Genomic DNA, 22887 nt, shown 5'->3' with positions numbered 1-22887 from the left:
GGCTTCAACCGGCGCCGCAGTTTTAACCAGAGCAGCAGTCATTTGGCCGCAGCTCTTATTTTGAAGAAATGAGACCAGCAGGGGCATCCGGGCTGGTACCCGGACTATCTGCGTGATCCTTAGCGGCTTGGTGCAGTCAGCGACCTGATACATTCGCTGCGTGGACTTTTCAAGTTTGCAACGGTGTCTTCGCCGATGGTGTCCCCTAACCGAGGGTGACCAAGCATGCAAGAAAGCGTGATGCAGCGCATGTGGAACAGCGCCCACCTTTCAGGTGGTAACGCTGCCTATGTGGAAGAGCTCTACGAGCTCTACCTGCACGACCCTAACGCTGTGCCAGAAGAGTGGCGCACCTACTTTCAGACGTTGCCGGCTGACGGCAGCACTGCCACCGATGTATCGCACTCTACGGTTCGCGATCATTTCGTGTTGCTGGGGAAAAACCAGCGCCGCGCTCAGCCGGTCTCCGCCGGTAGCGTGAGCAGCGAACACGAGAAGAAGCAAGTCGAAGTGCTGCGACTGATCCAGGCATTCCGTATGCGCGGCCATCAGGGTGCGCAACTCGATCCTCTGGGTTTGTGGAAGCGTACTGCGCCAGCTGACCTGTCGATCAACCATTACGGTTTGACCAACGCTGACCTCGATACCACGTTCCGTGCCGGCGACCTGTTCATCGGCAAGGAGGAGGCGAGCCTACGCGAAATCGTCGACGCTTTGCAGAAGACATATTGCCGCACCATCGGCGCCGAGTTCACGCACATCGTCGATTCCAACCAGCGCAACTGGTTCATGCAGCGCCTCGAAAGCGTGCGTGGCCGTCCTGCATACTCCGCCGACATTCAGAGCCACCTGCTCGAGCGCGTCACCGCGGCTGAGGGTCTGGAAAAGTACCTGGGCACCAAATACCCGGGCACCAAGCGTTTCGGTCTGGAAGGCGGTGAAAGCCTGATCCCGATGCTGGACGAACTGATCCAGCGTTCGGGTTCCTACGGTACGAAGGAAATCGTGATCGGCATGGCCCACCGTGGCCGTCTGAACGTACTGGTCAACACCTTCGGCAAGAATCCGCGTGAGCTGTTCGACGAGTTCGAAGGCAAGAAAAAGGTCGAGCTGGGTTCCGGTGACGTGAAATACCACCAGGGCTTCTCGTCCAACGTCATGACCACCGGTGGCGAAGTCCACCTGGCGATGGCCTTCAACCCGTCTCACCTGGAGATCGTTTCTCCGGTGGTCGAGGGTTCCGTGCGCGCCCGTCAGGACCGTCGCAACGATGCCACTGGCGAGAAAGTGCTGCCGATTTCCATCCATGGCGACGCGGCGTTCGCAGGTCAGGGTGTCGTGCTGGAAACCTTCCAGATGTCGCAGACCCGCGGCTTCAAGACCGGCGGCACGATCCACATCGTGATCAACAACCAGGTCGGTTTCACCATCAGCAATCCGCAGGACGCGCGCTCCACCGAGTACGCGACCGACGTTGCCAAGATGATTCAGGCGCCGATTCTCCATGTGAATGGCGATGATCCTGAAGCCGTCATGTTCGTGACCCAACTGGCCATCGACTATCGCATGCAGTTCAAGCGTGACGTGGTGATCGATCTGGTCTGCTACCGTCGTCGCGGTCACAACGAAGCTGACGAACCGAGCGGCACCCAACCGTTGATGTACCAGCAGATCGCCAAACAGCGCACCACCCGTGAGCTGTACGCCGATGCGCTGGCTGCCAGCGGTGTCCTCAGCGCTGAAGCGGCTCAGACCAAGGTCGACGAGTACCGCAACGCGCTGGACAACGGCATGCACGTGGTGAAAAGTCTGGTCAAGGAGCCGAACAAGGAATTGTTCGTCGACTGGCGTCCTTATCTGGGCCACGCCTGGACGGCACGTCACGACACGCGTTTCGACCTCAAGACCCTCCAGGAACTGTCGGCCAAGCTGATGGAACTGCCGGAAGGCTTCGTGGTTCAGCGTCAGGTACAGAAGATCTACGAAGATCGCCAGAAGATGCAAGCCGGTGGCCTGCCGATCAACTGGGGTTATGCGGAAACCATGGCCTACGCCACACTGGCGTTCGAAGGGCACCCGGTTCGCATCACCGGTCAAGACGTCGGTCGCGGTACGTTCTCGCACCGTCACGCTGTCCTGCACAACCAGAAGGACGCATCCACCTACATTCCTCTGCAGAACCTGTATGCCGGTCAACCTCGTTTCGACCTGTATGACTCGTTCCTGTCGGAAGAGGCGGTGCTGGCATTCGAATACGGTTACTCGACCACCTCGCCAAACGCGCTGGTGATCTGGGAAGCCCAGTTCGGCGACTTCGCCAACGGTGCGCAGGTGGTGATCGACCAGTTCATCACCAGCGGCGAGCACAAGTGGGGCCGCCTGTGCGGTCTGACCATGCTGCTGCCACACGGTTACGAAGGTCAGGGCCCTGAGCACTCTTCGGCACGTCTGGAGCGTTACCTGCAGCTGTGCGCCGAGCACAACATTCAAGTGTGCGTACCGACGACTCCGGCACAGATCTACCATCTGTTGCGCCGTCAGGTGATCCGTCCGCTGCGCAAGCCGCTGGTGGTGCTGACACCGAAGTCCCTGCTGCGTCACAAACTTGCGATCTCGACGCTGGAAGATCTGGCCGAAGGCTCGTTCCAGACAGTCATCCCGGAAATCGATACCCTCGATCCGGCCAAGGTGACCCGCCTGGTGCTCTGCAGTGGCAAGGTTTATTACGACCTGCTGGAAAAACGCCGTGCCGAAGGCCGCGAAGATATCGCCATCGTGCGTATCGAGCAGCTCTATCCGTTCCCGGAAGACGACCTGATGGAGGCCATCGCGCCTTACACCAATCTGACCGACGTGGTCTGGTGTCAGGAAGAGCCGATGAACCAGGGCGCCTGGTACAGCAGCCAGCATCACTTGCGCCGTAGCATCGGCAATCACAACCGCAACCTCGTTCTCGAGTACGCCGGTCGTGATGCTTCTGCTGCTCCTGCTTGTGGCTACGCTTCGATGCACGCCGAACAGCAGGAAAAACTGCTGCAAGACGCGTTCACTGTTTAACGCCTTCGCGCACTAGAAACCGAATTAAGGAAATTACAGACAATGGCTATTGAGATCAAAGCCCCCTCTTTCCCGGAATCCGTTGCCGACGGCACCATTTCCAAGTGGCACAAGCAGCCGGGCGAAGCGGTAAAACGCGACGAACTGCTGGTCGACATCGAAACCGACAAGGTGGTTCTCGAAGTACTGGCTGAAGCTGACGGCGTATTGGCGTCGATCGTGAAAGGCGAGGGCGACACCGTCCTGTCCAACGAACTGATCGCAACCCTGGACGCTGGCGCCACGGCATCTGCCGCGCCTGCTGCCGCTGCTGCGGCCCCGGCTGCTGCACCTGCCGCTGCTGCCGCGCCTGCTCCTGCCGCCGCTGGCGACGAAGACGCCATCGGCGCTCCGGCTGCCCGCAAGCTGGCCGAAGAAAACGGCATCGCACTGGCCAGCATCAAGGGCACCGGTAAAGACGGTCGTGTCACCAAGGAAGACGTTGTTGCTGCCATCGAAGCGAAGAAATCCGCTCCGGCCGCGGCACCTGCTGCCAAGCCAGCCGCTGCACCGGCTGCCGCACCTGTGGTGGCGGCGGGCGACCGCACCGAGAAGCGCGTTCCGATGACCCGCCTGCGCGCCAAGGTTGCCGAGCGTCTGGTTGAAGCTCAGTCGACCATGGCCATGCTGACCACGTTCAACGAAGTCGACATGACCGAAGTCATGGCCCTGCGTTCGAAGTACAAGGATCTGTTCGAGAAGTCCCACAACGGCGTACGCCTGGGCTTCATGTCCTTCTTCGTCAAGGCCGCCACCGAAGCGCTGAAACGCTTCCCGGCAGTCAACGCGTCGATCGACGGTTCCGACATCGTTTACCACGGCTACGCTGACGTCGGTGTGGCTGTTTCCAGCGACCGTGGTCTGGTGGTTCCGGTTCTGCGTAACGCAGAGCAGATGAGCCTGGCTGAAATCGAAGGCGGCATCGCCACCTTTGGCAAGAAAGCCCGCGACGGCAAACTGTCCATCGACGAGATGACCGGTGGTACCTTCACCATCACCAACGGTGGTACTTTCGGTTCGATGATGTCGACCCCGATCGTCAACCCGCCACAAGCGGCCATCCTGGGCATGCACAACATTGTTCAGCGTCCTATGGCGATCAACGGTCAGGTTGTCATCCGTCCGATGATGTACCTGGCACTGTCCTACGATCACCGCTTGATCGACGGTAAAGAAGCTGTGACGTTCCTGGTGACCATCAAGAACCTGCTGGAAGATCCAGCGCGTCTGTTGCTGGATATCTGATTCAAGGCAGCTGTAAGCCGCAAGCGCCAAGCTGCAAGAATATGCAGCCTGGCGCTCGTGCTTGGGTCGTCGCAACATCCTAATGAACAGGCTGCAACTTGTCTGTAGAGCATCACGGATCAGCTTGCAGCTTGTGGCTTGAAGCTCGCAGCTAAAGAGGAACTCTTTTTTATGTCCCAGAAATTCGACGTGGTAGTGATTGGCGCAGGCCCTGGCGGTTATGTTGCCGCCATCAAGGCCGCGCAACTTGGTCTCAAGACTGCCTGCATCGAGAAGTATCAGGATAAAGAGGGCAAGCTCGCTCTCGGCGGTACCTGCCTGAACGTAGGCTGCATTCCTTCCAAGGCGCTGCTGGACAGCTCGTGGAAATTCTACGAAGCCAAGAACCAGTTCAACGTGCACGGCATTTCCATCTCCGGCGACGTGCAGATGGACGTCCCGGCCATGGTGGGTCGCAAGTCGCAGATCGTCAAAGGCCTGACCGGCGGCGTTGCCAGCCTGTTCAAGGCTAACGGCGTCACTTCCCTGCAGGGCCACGGCAAGCTGCTGGCCGGCAAGAAAGTCGAGCTGACCAAGCCTGACGGCACCACCGAAGTCATCGAAGCCGACAACATCATCCTGGCATCCGGTTCGCGTCCTATCGACATTCCACCGGCCCCGGTCGACCAGAACGTCATCGTCGACTCCACTGGCGCCCTGGAATTCCAGGCTGTGCCTGAGCGTCTGGGCGTGATCGGTGCAGGCGTTATCGGCCTGGAACTGGGCTCGGTATGGTCGCGCCTGGGTTCCAAGGTCACCGTTCTGGAAGCGCTGGAGAAATTCCTGCCTGCCGCTGACGAAGCCGTTTCCAAAGAAGCACAGAAGACCTTCACCAAGCAGGGTCTGGACATCAAGCTGGGCGCTCGCGTCACCGGCTCGAAAGTCAACGGCAACGAAGTCGTCGTCAACTACACCGATAAAGACGGTGAGCAGAACATCACGTTCGATCGCCTGATCGTTGCTGTGGGCCGTCGTCCGGTGACCACCGATCTGCTGGCCTCCGACAGCGGCGTCGACATCGACGAGCGCGGCTTCATCTTCGTCAACGATCAGTGCGAAACCAGCGTGCCTGGCGTTTATGCGATCGGTGACGTGGTCCGTGGTCTGATGCTGGCACACAAAGCATCGGAAGAAGGCATCATGGTTGTCGAACGCATCAAGGGTCACAAGACCCAGATGAACTACGACCTGATCCCGTCGGTTATCTACACGCACCCGGAAATCGCATGGGTCGGTAAGACCGAGCAGACCTTGAAGGCCGAAGGCGTTGAGGTTAACGTCGGCAGCTTCCCGTTCGCGGCGAGCGGCCGTGCGATGGCGGCGAACGACACTGGCGGTTTCGTCAAAGTCATCGCTGACGCCAAAACCGACCGTGTACTGGGTGTACACGTCATCGGTCCAGGCGCGGCAGAGCTGGTACAGCAGGGCGCGATCGGTATGGAATTCGGCACCAGTGCCGAAGACATCGGCATGATGGTCTTCTCTCACCCGACGTTGTCCGAAGCGCTGCACGAAGCTGCTTTGGCTGTGAATGGCCACGCCATCCACATCCAGAACAAGAAAAAACGCTAAGAAAAAACCACGACGGACCGCCCGTCGTAGGCCTTGCCCACAAGGCTTACCGCGGAAGGTCCGTTGGACTCGAACTCCCGGCCGTTTCCGGACCTGCACCCGCGTGCAGGTTCGGGCGCTTCCGGGAGAAGCGGTCACAGGTGGTGCGGCACGCCTAGACGAGCAGCACCGAATGCGCAGTACCTAACGAAGACGGTAATAAGCATGAATCTTCACGAGTATCAGGGTAAGCAGCTGTTTGCTGAATACGGCCTGCCAGTATCCAAGGGCTTTGCAGTAGACACCCCGGAAGCAGCAGCAGAAGCGTGCGACAAGATCGGCGGAACCGAATGGGTCGTCAAAGCCCAGGTTCACGCAGGTGGTCGCGGTAAAGCGGGCGGCGTCAAGCTCGTTCGCAGCAAGGAAGACGCAGCTGCGTTCGCCCAGCAGTGGTTGGGCAAGCGTCTGGTCACTTACCAGACTGATGCCAACGGTCAGCCGGTCACCAAGATCCTGGTTGAATCCTGCACTGACATCGCCAAAGAGCTGTACCTGGGCGCTGTAGTGGACCGTTCGAGCCGTCGTATCGTGTTCATGGCCTCCACCGAAGGTGGCGTGGACATCGAGAAGATCGCTCACGAAACTCCTGAGAAGATTCTCAAGGCCACGATCGACCCACTGGTTGGCGCTCAGCCATTCCAGGGCCGCGATCTGGCATTCCAGCTGGGTCTGGAAGGCAAGCAGGTGACTCAGTTCGCCAAGATCTTCGTCGGTCTGGCCAATCTGTTCCAGGACCACGACCTGGCCCTGCTGGAAGTGAACCCGCTGGTGATCAAGGCTGACGGCGATCTGCACTGCCTGGACGCCAAAATCAACATCGACGCCAACGCCATGTACCGTCAGCCCAAGCTGAAGGCTTTCCACGATCCATCGCAAGATGACCCACGTGAAGCCCACGCTGCCAAGTTCGAACTGAACTACGTGGCACTGGAAGGCAACATCGGCTGCATGGTCAACGGTGCCGGCCTGGCCATGGGTACCATGGACATCGTCAACCTGCACGGCGGCAAGCCAGCCAACTTCCTCGACGTAGGTGGTGGTGCTACCAAAGAGCGCGTGACCGAAGCCTTCAAGATCATCCTGTCCGACAGCAACGTCGCAGCAGTACTGGTCAACATCTTCGGCGGTATCGTTCGTTGCGACATGATTGCCGAAGGCATCATTGGCGCCGTGAAAGAAGTCGGCGTGAAAATCCCGGTCGTTGTTCGCCTTGAAGGTAACAACGCTGACCTGGGCGCTAAAGTACTGGCAGAAAGCGGCTTGAACATCATCGCTGCTACCAGCTTGACCGACGCTGCTCAACAAGTCGTCAAAGCTGCGGAGGGCAAATAATGAGCGTCCTGATCAATAAAGACACCAAAGTTATCTGCCAGGGCTTCACCGGCTCGCAAGGTACTTTCCACTCCGAACAAGCCATTGCCTACGGCACCAAAATGGTTGGCGGCGTGACGCCAGGCAAGGGTGGCACCACTCACCTGAACCTGCCGGTGTTCAACACCGTTCGCGAAGCAGTAGAAAAAACGGGCGCTACCGCCAGCGTGATCTACGTTCCGGCTCCTTTCTGCAAGGATTCGATCCTGGAAGCTGCTTTCGGCGGCATCAAGCTGATCATCTGCATCACCGAAGGTATTCCTACCCTCGACATGCTGGATGCCAAGGTCAAGTGCGACGAGCTGGGTGTGACCCTGATCGGCCCTAACTGCCCAGGCGTGATCACGCCGGGCGAGTGCAAGATCGGCATCATGCCAGGTCACATTCACTTGCCAGGCAAAGTCGGTATCGTGTCGCGTTCCGGCACCCTGACTTACGAAGCTGTGAAGCAGACCACTGACGCCGGTTTCGGTCAGTCCACCTGCGTCGGTATCGGTGGCGATCCGATCCCTGGTTCCAACTTCATCGACATCCTGAAGTTGTTCCAGAACGACCCACAGACCGAAGCGATCGTGATGATCGGTGAGATCGGTGGTTCGGCTGAAGAAGAAGCCGCTGCCTACATCAAGGCAAACGTGACCAAGCCGGTCGTTTCCTACATCGCGGGTGTGACTGCTCCTCCGGGCAAGCGCATGGGCCATGCGGGCGCAATCATCTCCGGCGGTAAAGGCACTGCAGACGAGAAATTCGCTGCGCTGCAAGACGCGGGTGTCAAAACCGTGCGTTCGCTGGCAGACATCGGCAAAGCCCTGGCTGAGCTGACCGGTTGGGAAATGAAGAAGTAAGCATCGCTTGCTAATCATTGAACGATCGACAAAGGCCACCTTCGGGTGGCCTTTGTGTTTTCCGGGTTCGGACATTTCTGCCTGTCGTTCCGGTTGCGCGCTGTGGGAGCGAGCTTGCCCGCGAATAAACGATGACGCGGTAGACCTGGAACCGCACTGGTCCTCCGCTGAAAGGTGTAGGAGTTTTCCGATATGCGACACAGAAGTGCGTTCATCGGTCGCTCCGCCCTGTAACGGTGCGGGAAATAGGGTAGGCTAGCCGCCATTTTGCGTGGCCGGCCCCCATAAGGAGCCGCTGCATGCCTACGGGCCTGTTCTAAAAGGACGGGCAGCATTTCCCTCATCCTCAGGGAAATCCTCTTCTTAATTCCGATTCAGCAGTGTGGTTTCTTTGATGAAAGTGTTGAAAGGTCAGGACATCCTGGCGCTTGGCTTCATGACGTTCGCGTTGTTCGTAGGTGCTGGCAATATCATCTTCCCCCCAATCGTGGGTTTACAGGCGGGTCCGCACGTGTGGATGGCCGCTCTGGGCTTTCTGGTCACCGCCGTAGGTCTGCCGGTCGTGACGGTCGTGGCGCTGGCCAAGGTCGGTGGGGCCATGGACACGCTGAGCCGTCCTGTCGGTAAAGTCGCCGGCACCGTGCTTGCAGCAGTGTGTTACCTGTCCGTGGGCCCTCTGTTCGCCACCCCGCGCACGGCAACCGTGTCCTTCGAGGTCGGCCTGGCGCCGATCACCGGTGAGAGCCCGCTGGCGCTGTTCCTTTACAGCCTCGCGTACTTCCTGCTGGTGTTCTGGATTTCGCTTTACCCCGGCCGCTTGCTCGACACCGTCGGGCGCTTCCTTGCTCCGTTGAAGATCATCGCGTTGGCCGTATTGGGCATCGCGGCGTTCGCCCTGCCTGCCGGTGATGTCGGCGTTGCACAGCCTGCGTATGTCGCCGCTCCGTTCTCTCAGGGCTTCATCAACGGTTACCTGACGATGGACACACTGGGGGCCCTGGTGTTCGGCATCGTCATCGTCAATGCCATCCGGTCTCGCGGCGTAGAGTCTCCAGCACTGATCACCCGATACGCGATCATTGCCGGCTTGATCGCCGGGGTGGGCCTGGCGCTGGTCTACATCAGCCTGTTCCGCCTGGGTTCTGGAAGTCATGCCGTCGCTGCGGGCGCTACCAACGGCGCGGCGGTGCTGCACGCTTATGTACAACACACGTTCGGCACACTGGGCAGCGGTTTCCTTGCCGTGTTGATTTCCTTGGCGTGCCTGGTCACCGCAGTGGGTCTGACCTGCGCTTGCGCCGAGTATTTCAGTCGACTGCTGCCGCTTTCGTACAGGACGCTGGTGATCCTGCTTGCAGCGTTCTCTCTGCTGGTGTCCAACCTGGGGCTGACCAAGCTGATCCAGTTCTCCATTCCGGTGCTGACCGCTATCTATCCGCCGTGCATCGCACTGGTCGCGTTGAGTTTCTGCAAAGACTTCTGGCAGTCACAAGGACGGGTCGTTGCCCCGGTCATGCTGGTCTCGTTCGTGTTCGGCACGATAGACGCGGTCAAGGGGACGGGCTATGCGGATCACCTGCCTGACACGCTGGCCCATTTGCCATTGAGCGAACAAGGGCTGGCCTGGTTGATCCCTTCGCTCATGACGCTGTTCGTAGCGTTCGTGGTGGATCGCATGCTCGGTCGACGCAGCGAGGCGCTGGCCTGAGGGGAGGGCGGCTAGCTGAATGCGTGGCAATGCTGCCTGACGTGAAGGTGTAAAAAATAAAACCCGCAGAATCAGACTGGGGGGAACCTGGCAGTCTGCCTCACGGTAAGAAATGCCCGTATCGCAAGATACGGGCATTTTTTTATGCGCTATATCCAGGGTAAAAATCGTACTCAAGGCACTCTCTTTCCAGTCATCGCTCGATGTACTCATTCCCGAAGACCATCTGGTCCGCGTGGTTGAGGCTGGACCGCTTGCAGCAACAAGCCGCGTTGTACAGCCCGCCGCCACTGCCTCGGCAAATTCTGCCGAGGCCGGCCTTTTAAACGGTGGTTTGTACCACGTAACCCTGCGTTTAACCGCTTATGCACGGCTTTATGGTGGTGTAATAAATCCATGATGGCCTGCTGCGTGGAACATCACGGCGGCTTTCCCGGAGGGCATGAACAGCCGGTCAATGCTGCCTTCGGCTACCACCGGATTCCGGATATCGGCGGGTTGGCCGCACCGGTCGGGCGTTAGTAACAGGTCACTCTTCTGACTTCATTGGGATAACTAGAACATGCCAGCACCTTTAATTCCCGTGCAAACCTCTCCCGATCTGCCGGGTGAGGCTGATGTGGTCGTGATCGGCGGCGGCATCATCGGCGCGTTTACCGCCTACTATCTTGCCAGACGGGGCATGAAAGTCGCGCTGGTCGAAAAGGGCCGCATAGGCGCCGAGCAATCAAGCCGCAACTGGGGATGGTGCCGTCAGCAGAATCGCGATGCGCGTGAGTTGCCGATGGCCACCAAAAGCCTGGAACTGTGGGAGCAGTTCGCCGCGCAATCCGGTGAACAAACCGGTTTTACGCGGTGTGGTTTACTTTACCTGAGCAACAACGACCAGGAGCTGGAAGGGTGGGCGCGCTGGGGGGAGTTTGCGCGTACGGTCAACGTGCAGACCCAGATGCTCACCGCCGAACAGGCCGCCGAGCGTGGCAGGGCCACCGGTAAGTCGTGGAAGGGCGGGGTGTTCGCGCCCACCGATGGCATTGCCGACCCTTCCCGCGCAGCCCCCGCTGTCGCGCGCGCGATCATGGCCCTGGGCAGTAGCGTGCATCAGGATTGTGCCGTGCGGGGTCTCGAGACCGAAGGCGGTCAATTGTCGGCGGTGGTCACCGAAAAAGGCGTCATACGCACCCGGCTCGCGGTGCTTGCCGCCGGTGCCTGGGCGTCCTCATTCTGCCGCCAATATGGTATTCGTTTCCCGCAAGCGACGATTCGTCAGACCGTGCTGTCGGTCACCGCGCCGAACCAGGAAATTCCCAGTGCGCTGCATACCGCCGGTGCGTCCATCACCCGCCGCTTCGATGGCAGCTACACGCTGGCGATCAGCGGCCGGGGGCGAGTCGACATCACTCCACAGTTGCTGGGATTCTCTACTCAATTCTTGCCGATGTTCCAGCGTCGCTGGCGCAACCTGGCGCCTGGGGGGCTGGAAGGCTGGCACGCCGGCCACGAAAGCTTGAAGCGCTGGCGCCTGGACCAGCCCACGCCCATGGAGAGAATGCGAATTCTCGATCCAAGCGCTGACGCTTCGGCCGTTGCGCTGACCTACCAGCGCGCGGTGGAGTTGGTGCCAGCGTTGCAGGGAACGTCGATCAATGCCTCCTGGGCCGGTTACGTGGACAGTACGCCGGATGGCGTTCCCGGTATCGGCGAGATGGCCAGCCTGCCAGGGCTGGTAATCGCGGCGGGGTTCAGCGGGCATGGCTTTGGGATTGGCCCGGGTGCGGGTCATCTGATTGCCGACATCGTCAGCGGGATGACCCCCATCGTCGATCCGCGCCCCTATCACCCGAGCCGTTTTCAAAAGTCATCCTGGGGCAAAGTGGCGGATTTTTGAGCTGACCCCCAGGCCGTTGCGTGGCGTCCCTTGCCGCCCGCAACGGCCTTTGTGCTCTAGCGTTGGCCAAAGCCAATGATTGCCTTGGTTTCCAGATACTCTTCAAAACCCTGCACGCCGTATTCGCGACCGTTGCCCGAGCGCTTGTAGCCACCGAAAGGCGCCATCGGGTCCCACGCGGGATAGTTCAGATGTACTTGGCCAGCGCGAATACGCGAAGCGACGGCACGGGCAAGCTGAAGGTCCTGGGCTTGCACATGGGCACCGAGCCCATACACGGTATCGTTGGCAATCGCGATGGCTTCATCCAGCGTGTCATAGGCAATGATGCATAACACCGGACCAAAGATTTCCTCCTGCGCGATGCGCATGCCCGACGCCACCTCGGAGAAGACCGTCGGCCGGGTATAGAAGCCTTTTTCAAAGCCCGGTACTCGCCCAGGTCCGCCGCACACCAGTTTTGCACCCTCGTTCAGGCCCGCCTCAATCATTGCCTGGACACGTTCGAACTGCGCCAGATTGGCAATCGGTCCCAGCACGGTTTCTTCCGCGCGCGGGTCACCCACGATAATTGAATTGGCGGTGGCCGCGGCCAGTGCTTCAACCTCGGACAGCCGGTCTCTTGGCACGATCATCCGGGTCGGCGCGCTGCAGGACTGCCCGACATTGCGAAACGCCGACATCACCCCCGGCGGCACGGCCTTGGCGAAGTCGGCGTCAGGCAGCAGCACGTTCGGCGATTTGCCCCCCAGCTCCTGGGTCACGCGCTTGACCGTAGGCGCGGCCGCCTGGGCGACCAGCGCACCGGCGCGGTTGGAGCCCGTGATGGAGATCATGTCGATATCAGGGTGCGCCGCCATGGCCGCGCCGACATCGGCACCACTGCCGTTCACCAGGTTAAACACCCCTGGGGGCACGCCGGAGTCGTGGATCAGTTGGGCAAACAACAACGCGCTCAGGGGCGACAGTTCACTGGGTTTGAGCACCACGGTGCATCCGGCGGCGATGGCCGGGGCGACTTTTGCGGTGATTTGATAAAGCGGCCAGTTCCAGGGCGTGATCAGCCCGCACACGCCGACAGGTTCGCGCTCGATCGCGGTGCCACGCTCAACCGTCTGAAAGCGATAGCTGGTCAGCACGTCCCGGGCGACCCGCACGTGTTCGGCCGCCAGGGGCACTTGCATGTTCCGTGCAAAGTTGATCGCGGCGCCCATTTCCAGGGTGAGGGCCTGGGCGAACTGTTCCTTGCGCTCCAGGATCAGCGCATGGATCTTGTCCAGCACTTGTGCGCGAGCCACCGGCGGGCACGCGGCCCAGCCGGGCAACGCAGCCCGCGCCGCCGCCACGGCGCGATCAACGTCTTCAGCGGAGCCGCGTGCGACCTGAGCCACGACCTCTTCGGTGGCCGGATTGACCACCGGCAGAGTCGCCGCCCGGGCAGGGGGTGACCAGCGGCCGTCAATGTAGAACTGCTGAGCGATGTGCGCATCGATAGGGTCGCTGTGCGACGATTGTGTGGGCATCCAACTGGCTCCTCGGAACATTGATGGGGACGGCGAACCGTGCTCCGGACTTACTTCACCGCATAGACCTTGCGCACATAGACCGTGCTGTTCCAGGCGCAGGGCGCGCCTTTGGCGACGAATACGGTGTCACCGGTGTTGACCGTCACGTCCACGCCATCGTCGTCCTGCAGGGTCATGCTGCCTTCGATCAGGTACATCAGTTCATGCAGCTTGTGTGGGCGACCGTGGCGCGCATAGGGCGTCGAGTCCCAGACGCCGACGCGCAATTCAGTGTCGGCATCATCGAACAGGTTGTTGGCGCGGCATTGCGGAGCAGGGCCGATCAGGATTTGCGCGTCAGGTGCGGCGGAGGGGTTGAGTGGCGTGCGCGGGTCGATCCATGTCAGGCCGGGGTGCAGGGGCGCGTCGGGCAGGTCAACGGTGCAGAACGCCCATTGGCTGCCGGCGCTGGCCTGCACACGCACAGGCGTGCCATAGCCGATCACGGCGCTGTCACCTGCGCCCAGTTCCAGGCGCTGCTCGCTCGTCTGCAGTGTGACCAGGCCGGCGTGAACCACCAGCGTTTCACTGTAGGGGAAATGGTCGATAGAGGTTTCACCACTGAACGACACCAAGCCCGCACTGACACCGTCGTCACCTTGCCAGGCGACTTTGCGTGTATCACCGAACGGGTCGAGGGCACTCAGGGCGGCGTTGCGCAAAGGTGTGGTAATGCGGCCGCCGTCAGCGCGCGCCAGCAGCAAAATACGAGGAGATAACATAGTGGTGCTCCTGAGTGAAAGTCAGCCCAATGCTTGTGTGATAAGGGCAAAGGGAAGTGTGTCGGCGCTGGCCTGAGGCGGCGTGCCCTTGGCCATTTGCGTGACGGAGTCGACATGCTTCAACCCCGCCTGTTCGAGCCAGTCGGCAATGCCGCAGTCGGCGGGAATATCGATGCGTACAAAGGCATCCGGCACCTGTGCGAGCAGTTCGGTGAGCATGTGCTTGGCCTGGTCGACATTCTCTGCCACCGCCGGACCGATGCTGCGTCCGCGGCCAAACGGGCGTAGTACGGCAAATCCGCGTAACTGGCCGTCGCGCTCGATTCCCACGACGCAATCCATCTGCAAGTTGCGCATCACCTCGCGGCGGTCCAGCCCGCTTGCGGCATTGGCCAGGGCTACCAGCGCGACATGATCGTCGGCCGATAGCACTCGGCAGGTTTCGCCGCTCGGCAAATCTGTTTGGGCCGGTACCTGCGCCAGGCCTTGATGCTGGTCCACCTGTCCGAATTCGACAAACCCCTGGCTGGCATAAAGAGGTGCGCCGGCCAGGGTGGCGTTGAGGATCGGTGTGCGCCATTGGCAAGCAGCCAGGGCTTTTTCCATCAAGCGCCGGCCAATGCCCTGGCCCTGGTAGTCAGCACTGACGATGACCAGGCCGATGGTTGCGTAATCTCCTTGAGGGCAGGCGAAAGCAGTGCCGATCAGGCGCTCGCCATCGAGTGCCACGACGCCGTCGCTCACTCGTTGCAGCATCGCCCAGTCCTCGAGGCGATGCGGCCATTTCAATTCCAGCGACAAGGCGTGGGCGGCCGGAAGGTCGCCTACAGTCATGGCGCGGTAGACATAAGCAGGGTGTGGCAGGGCAGACATGACAAGCCTCCATTGAACGTTGTGTGTGTCACTGGAGTGCCTGTATCCCACCTGATTAAAGGGCTGGCAAGAGGACGCGCAACATTCGGCAGATTCGTGAAGCGCAGGGGTAACGAGACCATAGTTACTACTTAATTTCGGGGCCTGATCAGCAGCAAATACCTGATGGTTTTTTTGGCGAAAAGTCGCGCACAGCAATGCTCTGCGCCACCGACGCCATCCACGACACTTTCTGCCGTCGTTTAGCCTTGTGCTTGAGCCTTCCAGGGCAAAAAGCGTCATAAGCGCGCATAAATACAGGGCCTGCTCAAGCCTGGAGCAAGCGGCAAACTCTGCTGGGCACGCAGGCAAAAACGGTGGTTTGTATTGAGCAAGCGTCGATTTTGACGCCTTCTGCTGATTTCACAGTGTTGTAATGAAGACGTGCAGCAACGAAGCGTTTGCTCTGCAAGAGTAGCGAACGCTTGTCACACTCAACGAACTTCAGGACCGCACTCAATGAGCTTTCTTCGTCCCAAATTCATTACGTTCGACTGCTACGGCACGCTGACCAACTTTCAGATGGGCACGATGACTCGTGAACTGTTTGCCGATCGTATCCAGCCTGCTCAGATGGACCAGTTCGTCAAAGACTTCAGCGCCTATCGCCTCGACCAGGTCATGGGCGACTGGCGGCCGTACGATGAGATTCTCAAGACGGCTCTGGCTCGCACCTGCAAGCGTTGGGGGATCGATTATCGCGAAGAAGGCCAGCTTTATTATGACGCGGTGCCAACGTGGGGCCCCCATGCAGACGTCCCGGCAGGCTTGTCGAAAATAGCCGACAAGATCCCCCTGGTGATTTTCTCCAATGCGATGGACAGTCAGATCATGTCCAACGTCGACAAGCTGGGCGCGCCGTTTTACAAGGTATTCACTGCCCAACAGGCTCAGGCCTACAAACCGCGTCTGGCAGCGTTCGAGTACATGCTCGATAACCTGGGTTGCGGCCCGGAAGATGTCTTGCACGTGTCTTCAAGTTTTCGTTATGACCTGATGTCGGCCCATGACATGAAGATCAAGCACAAGGCCTTCGTCGCCCGTGGCCATGACGTACCGGCCAATGCCGCCTTCGGTTACCAGCAGATCAACGATATTGGTGGGTTGCCAGCATTGGTCGGCCTATAAACGATGCGATCGGCATTCTTGTTGGCACAGGGGCGGGCTCGACATGGGCAGTGAATCGTATTGGCTCGACACCGCACCGGCGTTTGCTGGCGCGCAGCTGGGTGATCTGCCCAGGCAGGTCGACGTGGCGGTAGTAGGGGGCGGGCTCACTGGCCTCTCGGCGGCGAGGGCTTTGGCCATGCGTGGCGCCAGCGTGGTTGTGCTGGATGCAGGGCGGGTGGTGGGTGAAGCCTCGGGGCGTAATGGTGGGCAATGCAACACCGGTGTCGCCCAGGATTACGCCGGACTGCACGCCAGTCTCGGGCCGGACAAGGCGCGTGCTTATTACCAGGCCTATGAAAGCGCGGTGCAGACCGTGGTGTCGGTGGTGGAGCAGGAGCGAATCGCTTGCGACCTGGTGCGCAACGGCAAGTTGAAGCTGGCCGCCAAGCCCATGCACTACGAGGGGTTGGCGCGTACCTGCGAGCTGATTCGCCGGGAGGTCGATGCCGACGTCGAGCTGCTCGATGCCCGGCAGACGCGTGTCGAAGTCAACTCGACGCAGTTTCATGGCGGCTTGCTGCAACGCAATGGCGTACAAATGCACGTCGGCCGTTTCGGTGTCGGGCTGGCCGAGGCGGCAGTACGGCGCGGCGCGGTGATTCACGAGCATACCCAGGTTAACGACTGGAAGGCCCGGTCAGGCGGTTATCTGATCAACACCACCAAGGGCTCGCTGCATGCCGGCCAGGTCTTGTTGGCCAGCGGTGCGAGCCAGCACGGTGGCCTTGGCTGGTACCGCCGTCGGATCGTACCGGTGGGCAGTTTTGTGATCGTCACCCAGGTGCTGCCGCAGACACTGATCGAGCAGTTGTGGCCGCAGCAGCGCTCTTATGTCACCAGCCGCATGATCGGCAATTACTTTCGCCTGACCCCGGACAACCGCCTGCTGTTCGGCGGGCGGGCGCGATTCGCGATGTCCAACAGCGTATCGGACGCCAAAAGCGGCAAGGTGCTGCGGGCGGCGATGCTCAATATCTTCCCGCAGTTGGCCGACGTGAAAATCGACTACTGCTGGGGTGGTCTGGTGGACATGACGTCCGATCGTCTGCCGCGCGCCGGGCAGCATGGCGGGGTCTTTCACTCCATGGGTTACAGCGGCCATGGCGTGCAGATGTCGGTGCACATGGGCCAGGTGATGGCTGACGTGATGGCCGGCAATGCAGCCGCCAATCCGTGGCGCGAGCTCCAATGGCCGGCGATTCCCGGGCATTTCGGCAAGCCCTGGTTCCTGCCGGTCGTGGGCGCCTGGTACCGCTTCCAGGATTATCTGCACTGAGTTTTGCAGTCGTTGCGTCACCGTCGTTTGTGTTTTCAGGACGCTCCGGACATCCGCGAGCACTCGAATTTTTCGATTATCGACAGGTAGCCTTCCATGACAGACCGTAAAAATACTCTCGAATTTATCAGCGGCGAAGACAGCCTGCGGGTATTCGAACATCTCAATCGTGGCATGTCGCGTCGCAATGCCCTGCAGATGCTCGGCGTTGCCGGGGTTGCGGCGGCGGGTGCCGGTAGCCTGTTCGGCGCTGCTGGCAAGCTGCTGGCCGATGACACACCGGTCGTGGGTAAAGGCAAGCCAGGTGGCAAGATCCGCGTCGCGGGGGTGTCCAGCTCGACCGCCGATACGCTGGACCCCGCCAAGGGCGCACTGTCCACCGACTATGTGCGTCATTACATGTTCTATAACGGCCTGACCCGTTTCGACAACCACATGACCCCGCAACTGGAGTTGGCCGAGCGCATCGAGAATACCGACGCCACGCTATGGACCATTACCCTGCGCAAAGACGTGACGTTCCACAATGGCAAGCCCCTTACTCCAGCCGACGTGGTGTTTTCGCTGAGCCGGCACAAGGATCCGCTCACCGGCTCGAAGGTCATGGCATTGGTCGAGCAGTTCGCCGAGATCAAGGCCAGCGGGCCGAACGAAGTGCAGATCCGTCTCGGTTCACCGAACGCCGAGCTGCCTTCGATCCTCGCGGTGTCGCACCTGCTGATCGTTCCCGACGGCACCACCGACTTCAACAAGGGTATCGGCACTGGCCCGTTCTCTGTCGGCGAGTTCAAGCCAGGGGTACGTTCGATCGCCCTGCGCAACAAAAACTATTGGAAACCGGGCTTGCCGTACCTCGACGAGATCGAGTTCATTGCCATCGCCGATGAACCGTCGCGGGTCAATGCGCTGCTGTCGGGCGACGTGCACATGATCAACGAGGTCAATGCGCGTTCCACCGCACGCATCGCCGGCAGTGGCAAGCATCGCGTGGTCGATGCGCCGTCGGGCAACTACACGGACTTGATCATCCGTCAGGACCAGATGCCTGGCAAAAGCCCGGAATTCACCCAGGCCATGAAGCTGCTGCTGGACCGTGAACAAATCAAGTCAGCGGTGTTCCGTGGGTATGCGGTGGTCGGTAACGATCACCCGATCTCGCCAAGTGCGCGTTATTACAACAGTGATCTGCCGCAAACCCCATATGACCCTGAGAAAGCCAGGTTCCTGCTTAAGAAAGCCGGCATGGAAAGCATCACCATGCCCCTGGTGGCATCGCCCGCCGCGACGGGCTCGGTGGATATTGCCGTGTTGTTGCAGCAATCGGCTAAACAGGCGGGGCTCAAGCTGGACGTCAGCCGTTTGCCCACCGACGGTTATTGGTCCAACCACTGGGCGAAGCACCCGCTGAGCTTCGGCAACATTAACCCGCGGCCGAATGCCGACGTGATGTTCTCGCAGTTCTTTCAGTCCAAGGCGCCGTGGAACGAGTCTGCCTGGAAAAACGATCAGTTTGACCAGTTGCTGCTGCTGGCGCGTGCTGAAACCGACGAAGCCAAGCGCACCCAGATGTACCACGACATGCAGACGTTGGTGCATGACCATTGCGGCATCGGCGTGCCGGTGTTTATCAGCAACATCGATGGCGTCGACCAGCGTGTCAAAGGGTACGTAGCGAACCCGCTGGGCGGTTTCATGGGCTACATGTTCTCCGAGCAAGTGTGGCTGGACGCTTGAGCGCCGTGAGGGCAAGACGATGAATAGCACTGCACTGTGGTTGATCGGCCGGCGCCTGGGCGCCGGTGTGGTGACGTTGTTGATCGTGTCCATGGTCGTGTTTGCGATCACGGCGGTACTGCCGGGGGATGCGGCGCAACAAGCGCTCGGCCAGTTCGCCACGCCTGAACAGGTGGCGGCCCTGCGCTTGAAGATGGGACTCGACCAGCCCGGTGTGCTGCGTTACCTGCACTGGTTGATGAGCCTGCTGACCGGCGATATGGGCGTTTCGGTTTCCAGCGCCACGCCGGTGAGTGAGCTGATGGCGGGGCGGGTGCCCAACACGCTGATGCTGGCGGGCGTTACGGCCTTGGTCTCGGTGCCCGTGGCGCTGGTGCTGGGCATCGGCTCGGCGATGGGAAGGGGCGGGCGCGTCGACAGCTTCCTGAGCTTTGTCACCCTGGCCATGGTCGCGGTGCCTGAGTTCCTGGTGGCGACCCTGGCTGTGTTGATTTTCGCGGTTAACCTGGGTTGGTTGTCGTCACTGTCCTACGCCAGCGATATCAGCTCACCGTGGCAATTCATGCGCACCTATGCGTTGCCGGTAATGACCTTGTGCTGCGTGATCGTTGCGCAAATGTCGCGCATGACCCGCGCCGCAGTCATCGATCAGCTGGACAGCCCTTACGTCGAAATGGCGCGCCTCAAAGGCGTCGGCCCGATACGGATTGTGCTGCGCCATGCCTTGCCCAATGCCATCGGGCCGATCGCCAATGCCATCGCCCTGAGCCTGTCCTATCTGCTGGGCGGGGTGGTGATCGTCGAAACCATTTTCAATTATCCCGGCATTGCCAGCTTGATGGTTGACGCTGTGACCAACCGCGACATGGCGCTGGTGCAGGCCTGCACCATGCTGTTCTGTGCGGCTTACCTGGGTCTGGTGCTGCTCGCAGACCTGTGCGCAATACTCTCCAATCCGAGGCTGAGAAACCAATGAATACGCTCATTGCGAAATCCAGGCCTGCTTCCTCCGCCCTGGCGCTCGCCAAAGTGTCCAGCGGGCCGTCCTGGCTCGGGCTGCTGGGTGCGGTCGTGTGCGTAGCCTGGTTGCTGATCGCGCTGTTTGGCCCCTGGCTTGCGCCACACCCGGTGGGAGAGGTGGTGTCCGATAACGTCTTCGAGGGTTTCAGCCTCGCTCACCCGTTCGGCACCGACTACCTGGGCCGTGACATGCTCAGTCGGGTGCTGGTGGGGGCACGCTTCACCGTCGGGCTGGCGCTGGTGGCCGCAGTGCTGGCCAGCATCATCGGTACCGGCTGTGCGCTGTTGTCAGTGGTTTCGCCCAAATGGCTGGACGAAACGATCAGTCGCTTCATGGATGCGTTCATCTCCATTCCGAGCAAAATGTTCGCGTTGATCATGGTTTCGGCCTTCGGTTCATCCGTGACGTTGCTCATCTGCACCGCCGTGATCAGCTATGTCCCCGGCTCTTTCCGGGTCGCGCGCAGCATGGCCGTGAACATCGAAACCCTGGAGTACGTGCAAGTCGCGCGCACCCGGGGGGAGCGCCGCTTATATGTGGCATGCAGGGAAATCCTGCCGAACATGCTCAACCCGGTCCTTACCGACCTGGGCTTGCGTTTCGGCTATATCGTACTGTTGTTGGCCGGCATGAGCTTCCTCGGGCTTGGCGTACAGCCTCCCGACGCCGACCTGGGCTCTCTGGTGCGAGAAAACATCGGTGGCCTTAGTCAGGGAGCGCTGGCTATCGTCATTCCAGCAGCGGCTATCGGCACACTGACCATCGGCGTGAATCTGTTGATCGACTATTTGTCTTCGCGACGTAGCCGAAGCACGGGAGGTCATTAATATGAGTGAATTGATTCGCGTTGAAGACCTGCGCGTGGTCGCCTGTGGTGAGCGTGGCGAGGTAGAGATCGTCAAGGGCGTGAGTTTTGCCCTGGAAAAAGGCCAGGTACTGGCGCTGATCGGCGAGTCCGGCTCGGGCAAGACCACCATCGCACTGGCGTTGCTGGGATACGCCCGCAGTGGCTGTCGTCTTTCCGGCGGCGTGGTGCAGGTTGGCGAACATGACATGCTCGCCCTCAGCGAAAAACAGTTGCTGGGCCTGCGCGGCAATCGTGTTTCGTATATCGCACAGAGTGCGGCCGCCGCGTTCAACCCGGCAAAAAAACTCATCGATCAAGTGGTCGAGGGCGCCTTGATCCATGGCCTGGGGAGTCGCGCCGATCTTCAAGCCAAGGCGGTCGAACTGTTCCGTGATCTGGCGCTGCCAGACCCCGAGCGTATCGGTCAACGCTATCCGCACCAGGTCTCCGGTGGGCAACTGCAGCGGGTGATGGCGGCGATGGCGCTGATTAGCGACCCGCTGCTGGTGGTGCTGGACGAGCCGACCACGGCGTTGGACGTGACGACCCAAATCGACGTGTTGCGTGCCTTCAAGCGCGTGGTGCGCGAACGCGGCGCGACGGCGGTGTATGTGTCCCACGACCTGGCGGTGGTGGCGCAGATGGCCGACCAGATCGTGGTGCTTAACGGGGGGCAGATTCTCGAACAGAGCGCGACCACGCCGCTGCTCAAGGCCCCGGCCCACGCTTATACCCGCAGTCTGTTGGCGGCTGCGCGTCCCGACAGCACGATCCGGCCACCCTGCGGCATTGCCGCAGACGTCCCGCTGCTGACCCTCCGCGGGCTCACCGCCGGTTACGGTAATAAAGACGCTCAGGGCATGCCGTTGATCCGTGTGCTGGAAGATATCGAACTGACCGTGCGCCGGGGCCAGGCCATTGGCGTTATCGGCGAGTCCGGTTCGGGCAAATCCACCTTGGCGCGGGTGGTCGCCGGTTTGCTGTCTCCGTCCTCGGGCAGCCTGACATTCGACGGGCAACCCTTGGGCGGCAGCCTGTCGGAGCGCACCGCGGAGCAGTTTCGCCGTATCCAGATGGTGTTCCAGAACGCCGACACCGCACTTAATCCGATGCACAGCGTGGCGACCATCCTCGGCCGCCCCCTGAAAATGTACTTTGGCCTCAAGGGGGCGGCTCTACAGTCACGGATCGGCGAACTGCTGGACCTGGTGCACCTGCCACGGGATATCGCCGAACGGCGCCCCGGCGCGTTGTCCGGCGGGCAAAAACAGCGGGTCAACCTGGCCCGGGCGCTGGCTGCAAAACCGGACCTGATCCTTTGTGATGAAGTCACCTCGGCGCTCGACACCGTGGTGGGAGCGGCGATCCTTGAGCTGCTGCGCGACCTGCGCCAGCAGTTGGGGGTGTCCTACCTGTTCATCAGCCACGACATTTCCACCGTGCGCGCGCTGTGCGACGACATTGTGGTGATGTACAGCGGCCACCAGGTGCAGGCCGGCAGCCGGGATGCGTACGCCGAGCCGCCGTTCCATCCCTACACTGACCTGTTGATCCACTCGGTGCCCGAGTTGCGCCAAGGCTGGCTGGAGAGCTGCGGCACCACGAGTGAGGCGCTGCCGCCCGTTGGCGAACGGGCCAACGTGCCGGAACTGTGCACCTTTCTCAATCGTTGCCCGGTACGGGTCGACGGGTTGTGCAACCGCACCGCGCCGCCCCGGCGCACGCTGGCCAACGGCAGTGAAATTCTGTGCCATCACGAAGGCGAGCACTTGCTGCAAACCCAACGTGGCCTGGCCAGTGTGAACCACGCCTATGCATGACATCGCGTGTCCCGGAG

16 protein-coding genes are annotated in these 22887 nt (G+C 60.7%); 13 read left to right on the top strand and 3 right to left on the bottom strand.

Translation table 11 applies throughout. The features are described from left to right. Window positions 1-225 precede the first annotated feature (225 nt). The 7 genes from BMY73_RS02430 to BMY73_RS02400 all read left to right on the top strand — a co-directional run bounded on the left by BMY73_RS02430 (window position 226) and on the right by BMY73_RS02400 (window position 11803). Window positions 226-3057: a 2-oxoglutarate dehydrogenase E1 component gene (locus tag BMY73_RS02430; RefSeq protein WP_062381081.1), complete on the top strand. Its 2832-nt coding sequence runs from the start codon at window positions 226-228 to the stop codon at window positions 3055-3057. 42 nt (window positions 3058-3099) lie between these two features. Further along, complete coding sequence (gene odhB, locus BMY73_RS02425) at window positions 3100-4341, top strand: 2-oxoglutarate dehydrogenase complex dihydrolipoyllysine-residue succinyltransferase (RefSeq protein ID WP_062381083.1); 1242 nt, start codon at window positions 3100-3102, stop codon at window positions 4339-4341. A 171-nt stretch (window positions 4342-4512) separates the two neighbouring features. Next, on the top strand, window positions 4513-5952 hold the full coding sequence (lpdA, locus tag BMY73_RS02420) for a dihydrolipoyl dehydrogenase (protein WP_062381084.1): 1440 nt from the start codon (window positions 4513-4515) through the stop codon (window positions 5950-5952). A gap of 204 nt (window positions 5953-6156) precedes the next feature. After that, a complete protein-coding gene (gene sucC / locus BMY73_RS02415; RefSeq protein ID WP_062381086.1) occupies window positions 6157-7323 on the top strand; it encodes an ADP-forming succinate--CoA ligase subunit beta in 1167 nt (388 codons plus the stop codon). After that, window positions 7323-8207: a succinate--CoA ligase subunit alpha gene (sucD, locus tag BMY73_RS02410; protein WP_062381087.1), complete on the top strand. Its 885-nt coding sequence runs from the start codon at window positions 7323-7325 to the stop codon at window positions 8205-8207. The genes sucC and sucD overlap by 1 nt, the downstream gene beginning before the upstream one ends. Window positions 8208-8601: 394 nt before the next feature. Then, entirely contained in the window at window positions 8602-9915 is a 1314-nt protein-coding gene (gene brnQ, locus BMY73_RS02405; RefSeq protein ID WP_092404805.1) for a branched-chain amino acid transport system II carrier protein, read from the top strand. A gap of 562 nt (window positions 9916-10477) precedes the next feature. Next, window positions 10478-11803 carry an NAD(P)/FAD-dependent oxidoreductase gene (locus tag BMY73_RS02400; protein WP_092404803.1) on the top strand — a complete coding sequence of 442 codons (1326 nt, stop codon included), beginning with the start codon at window positions 10478-10480 and terminating at the stop codon, window positions 11801-11803. Window positions 11804-11859: 56 nt separating this feature from the next. Here BMY73_RS02400 and BMY73_RS02395 read toward each other — a convergent pair whose 3' ends face one another. From BMY73_RS02395 to BMY73_RS02385, 3 genes are read right to left on the bottom strand one after another with little or no spacing between them, the layout of a single operon-like run. Further along, entirely contained in the window at window positions 11860-13326 is a 1467-nt protein-coding gene (locus tag BMY73_RS02395) for an aldehyde dehydrogenase family protein (RefSeq protein WP_092404801.1), read from the bottom strand. Between the two features lie 50 nt (window positions 13327-13376). Then, window positions 13377-14090: a cupin domain-containing protein gene (locus tag BMY73_RS02390; RefSeq protein ID WP_092404799.1), complete on the bottom strand. Its 714-nt coding sequence runs from the start codon at window positions 14088-14090 to the stop codon at window positions 13377-13379. 21 nt (window positions 14091-14111) lie between these two features. Beyond that, a complete protein-coding gene (locus tag BMY73_RS02385; RefSeq protein ID WP_092404797.1) occupies window positions 14112-14963 on the bottom strand; it encodes a GNAT family N-acetyltransferase in 852 nt (283 codons plus the stop codon). 498 nt (window positions 14964-15461) lie between these two features. Between BMY73_RS02385 and BMY73_RS02380 the strand changes: the two genes are divergently transcribed. The 6 genes from BMY73_RS02380 to BMY73_RS02355 all read left to right on the top strand — a co-directional run bounded on the left by BMY73_RS02380 (window position 15462) and on the right by BMY73_RS02355 (window position 22870). Further along, window positions 15462-16130 carry a haloacid dehalogenase type II gene (locus tag BMY73_RS02380; protein ID WP_062381098.1) on the top strand — a complete coding sequence of 223 codons (669 nt, stop codon included), beginning with the start codon at window positions 15462-15464 and terminating at the stop codon, window positions 16128-16130. 43 nt (window positions 16131-16173) lie between these two features. After that, window positions 16174-17448: an NAD(P)/FAD-dependent oxidoreductase gene (locus BMY73_RS02375; protein ID WP_092404795.1), complete on the top strand. Its 1275-nt coding sequence runs from the start codon at window positions 16174-16176 to the stop codon at window positions 17446-17448. Between the two features lie 96 nt (window positions 17449-17544). Beyond that, window positions 17545-19182, top strand: a complete 1638-nt coding sequence (locus BMY73_RS02370) for an ABC transporter substrate-binding protein (RefSeq protein WP_092404793.1) — start codon at window positions 17545-17547, stop codon at window positions 19180-19182. 19 nt (window positions 19183-19201) lie between these two features. Further along, a complete protein-coding gene (locus tag BMY73_RS02365) occupies window positions 19202-20158 on the top strand; it encodes an ABC transporter permease (protein ID WP_062381103.1) in 957 nt (318 codons plus the stop codon). Further along, on the top strand, window positions 20155-21030 hold the full coding sequence (locus tag BMY73_RS02360) for an ABC transporter permease (RefSeq protein ID WP_092404791.1): 876 nt from the start codon (window positions 20155-20157) through the stop codon (window positions 21028-21030). The genes BMY73_RS02365 and BMY73_RS02360 overlap by 4 nt, the downstream gene beginning before the upstream one ends. Window position 21031: 1 nt before the next feature. After that, complete coding sequence (locus BMY73_RS02355) at window positions 21032-22870, top strand: ABC transporter ATP-binding protein (protein ID WP_092404789.1); 1839 nt, start codon at window positions 21032-21034, stop codon at window positions 22868-22870. Window positions 22871-22887: the final 17 nt, after the last annotated feature.

The organism is Pseudomonas sp. NFACC02 (assembly GCF_900110765.1).
GTDB lineage: Bacteria > Pseudomonadota > Gammaproteobacteria > Pseudomonadales > Pseudomonadaceae > Aquipseudomonas.
This window is presented reverse-complemented; position numbering and strand designations above follow the sequence as displayed.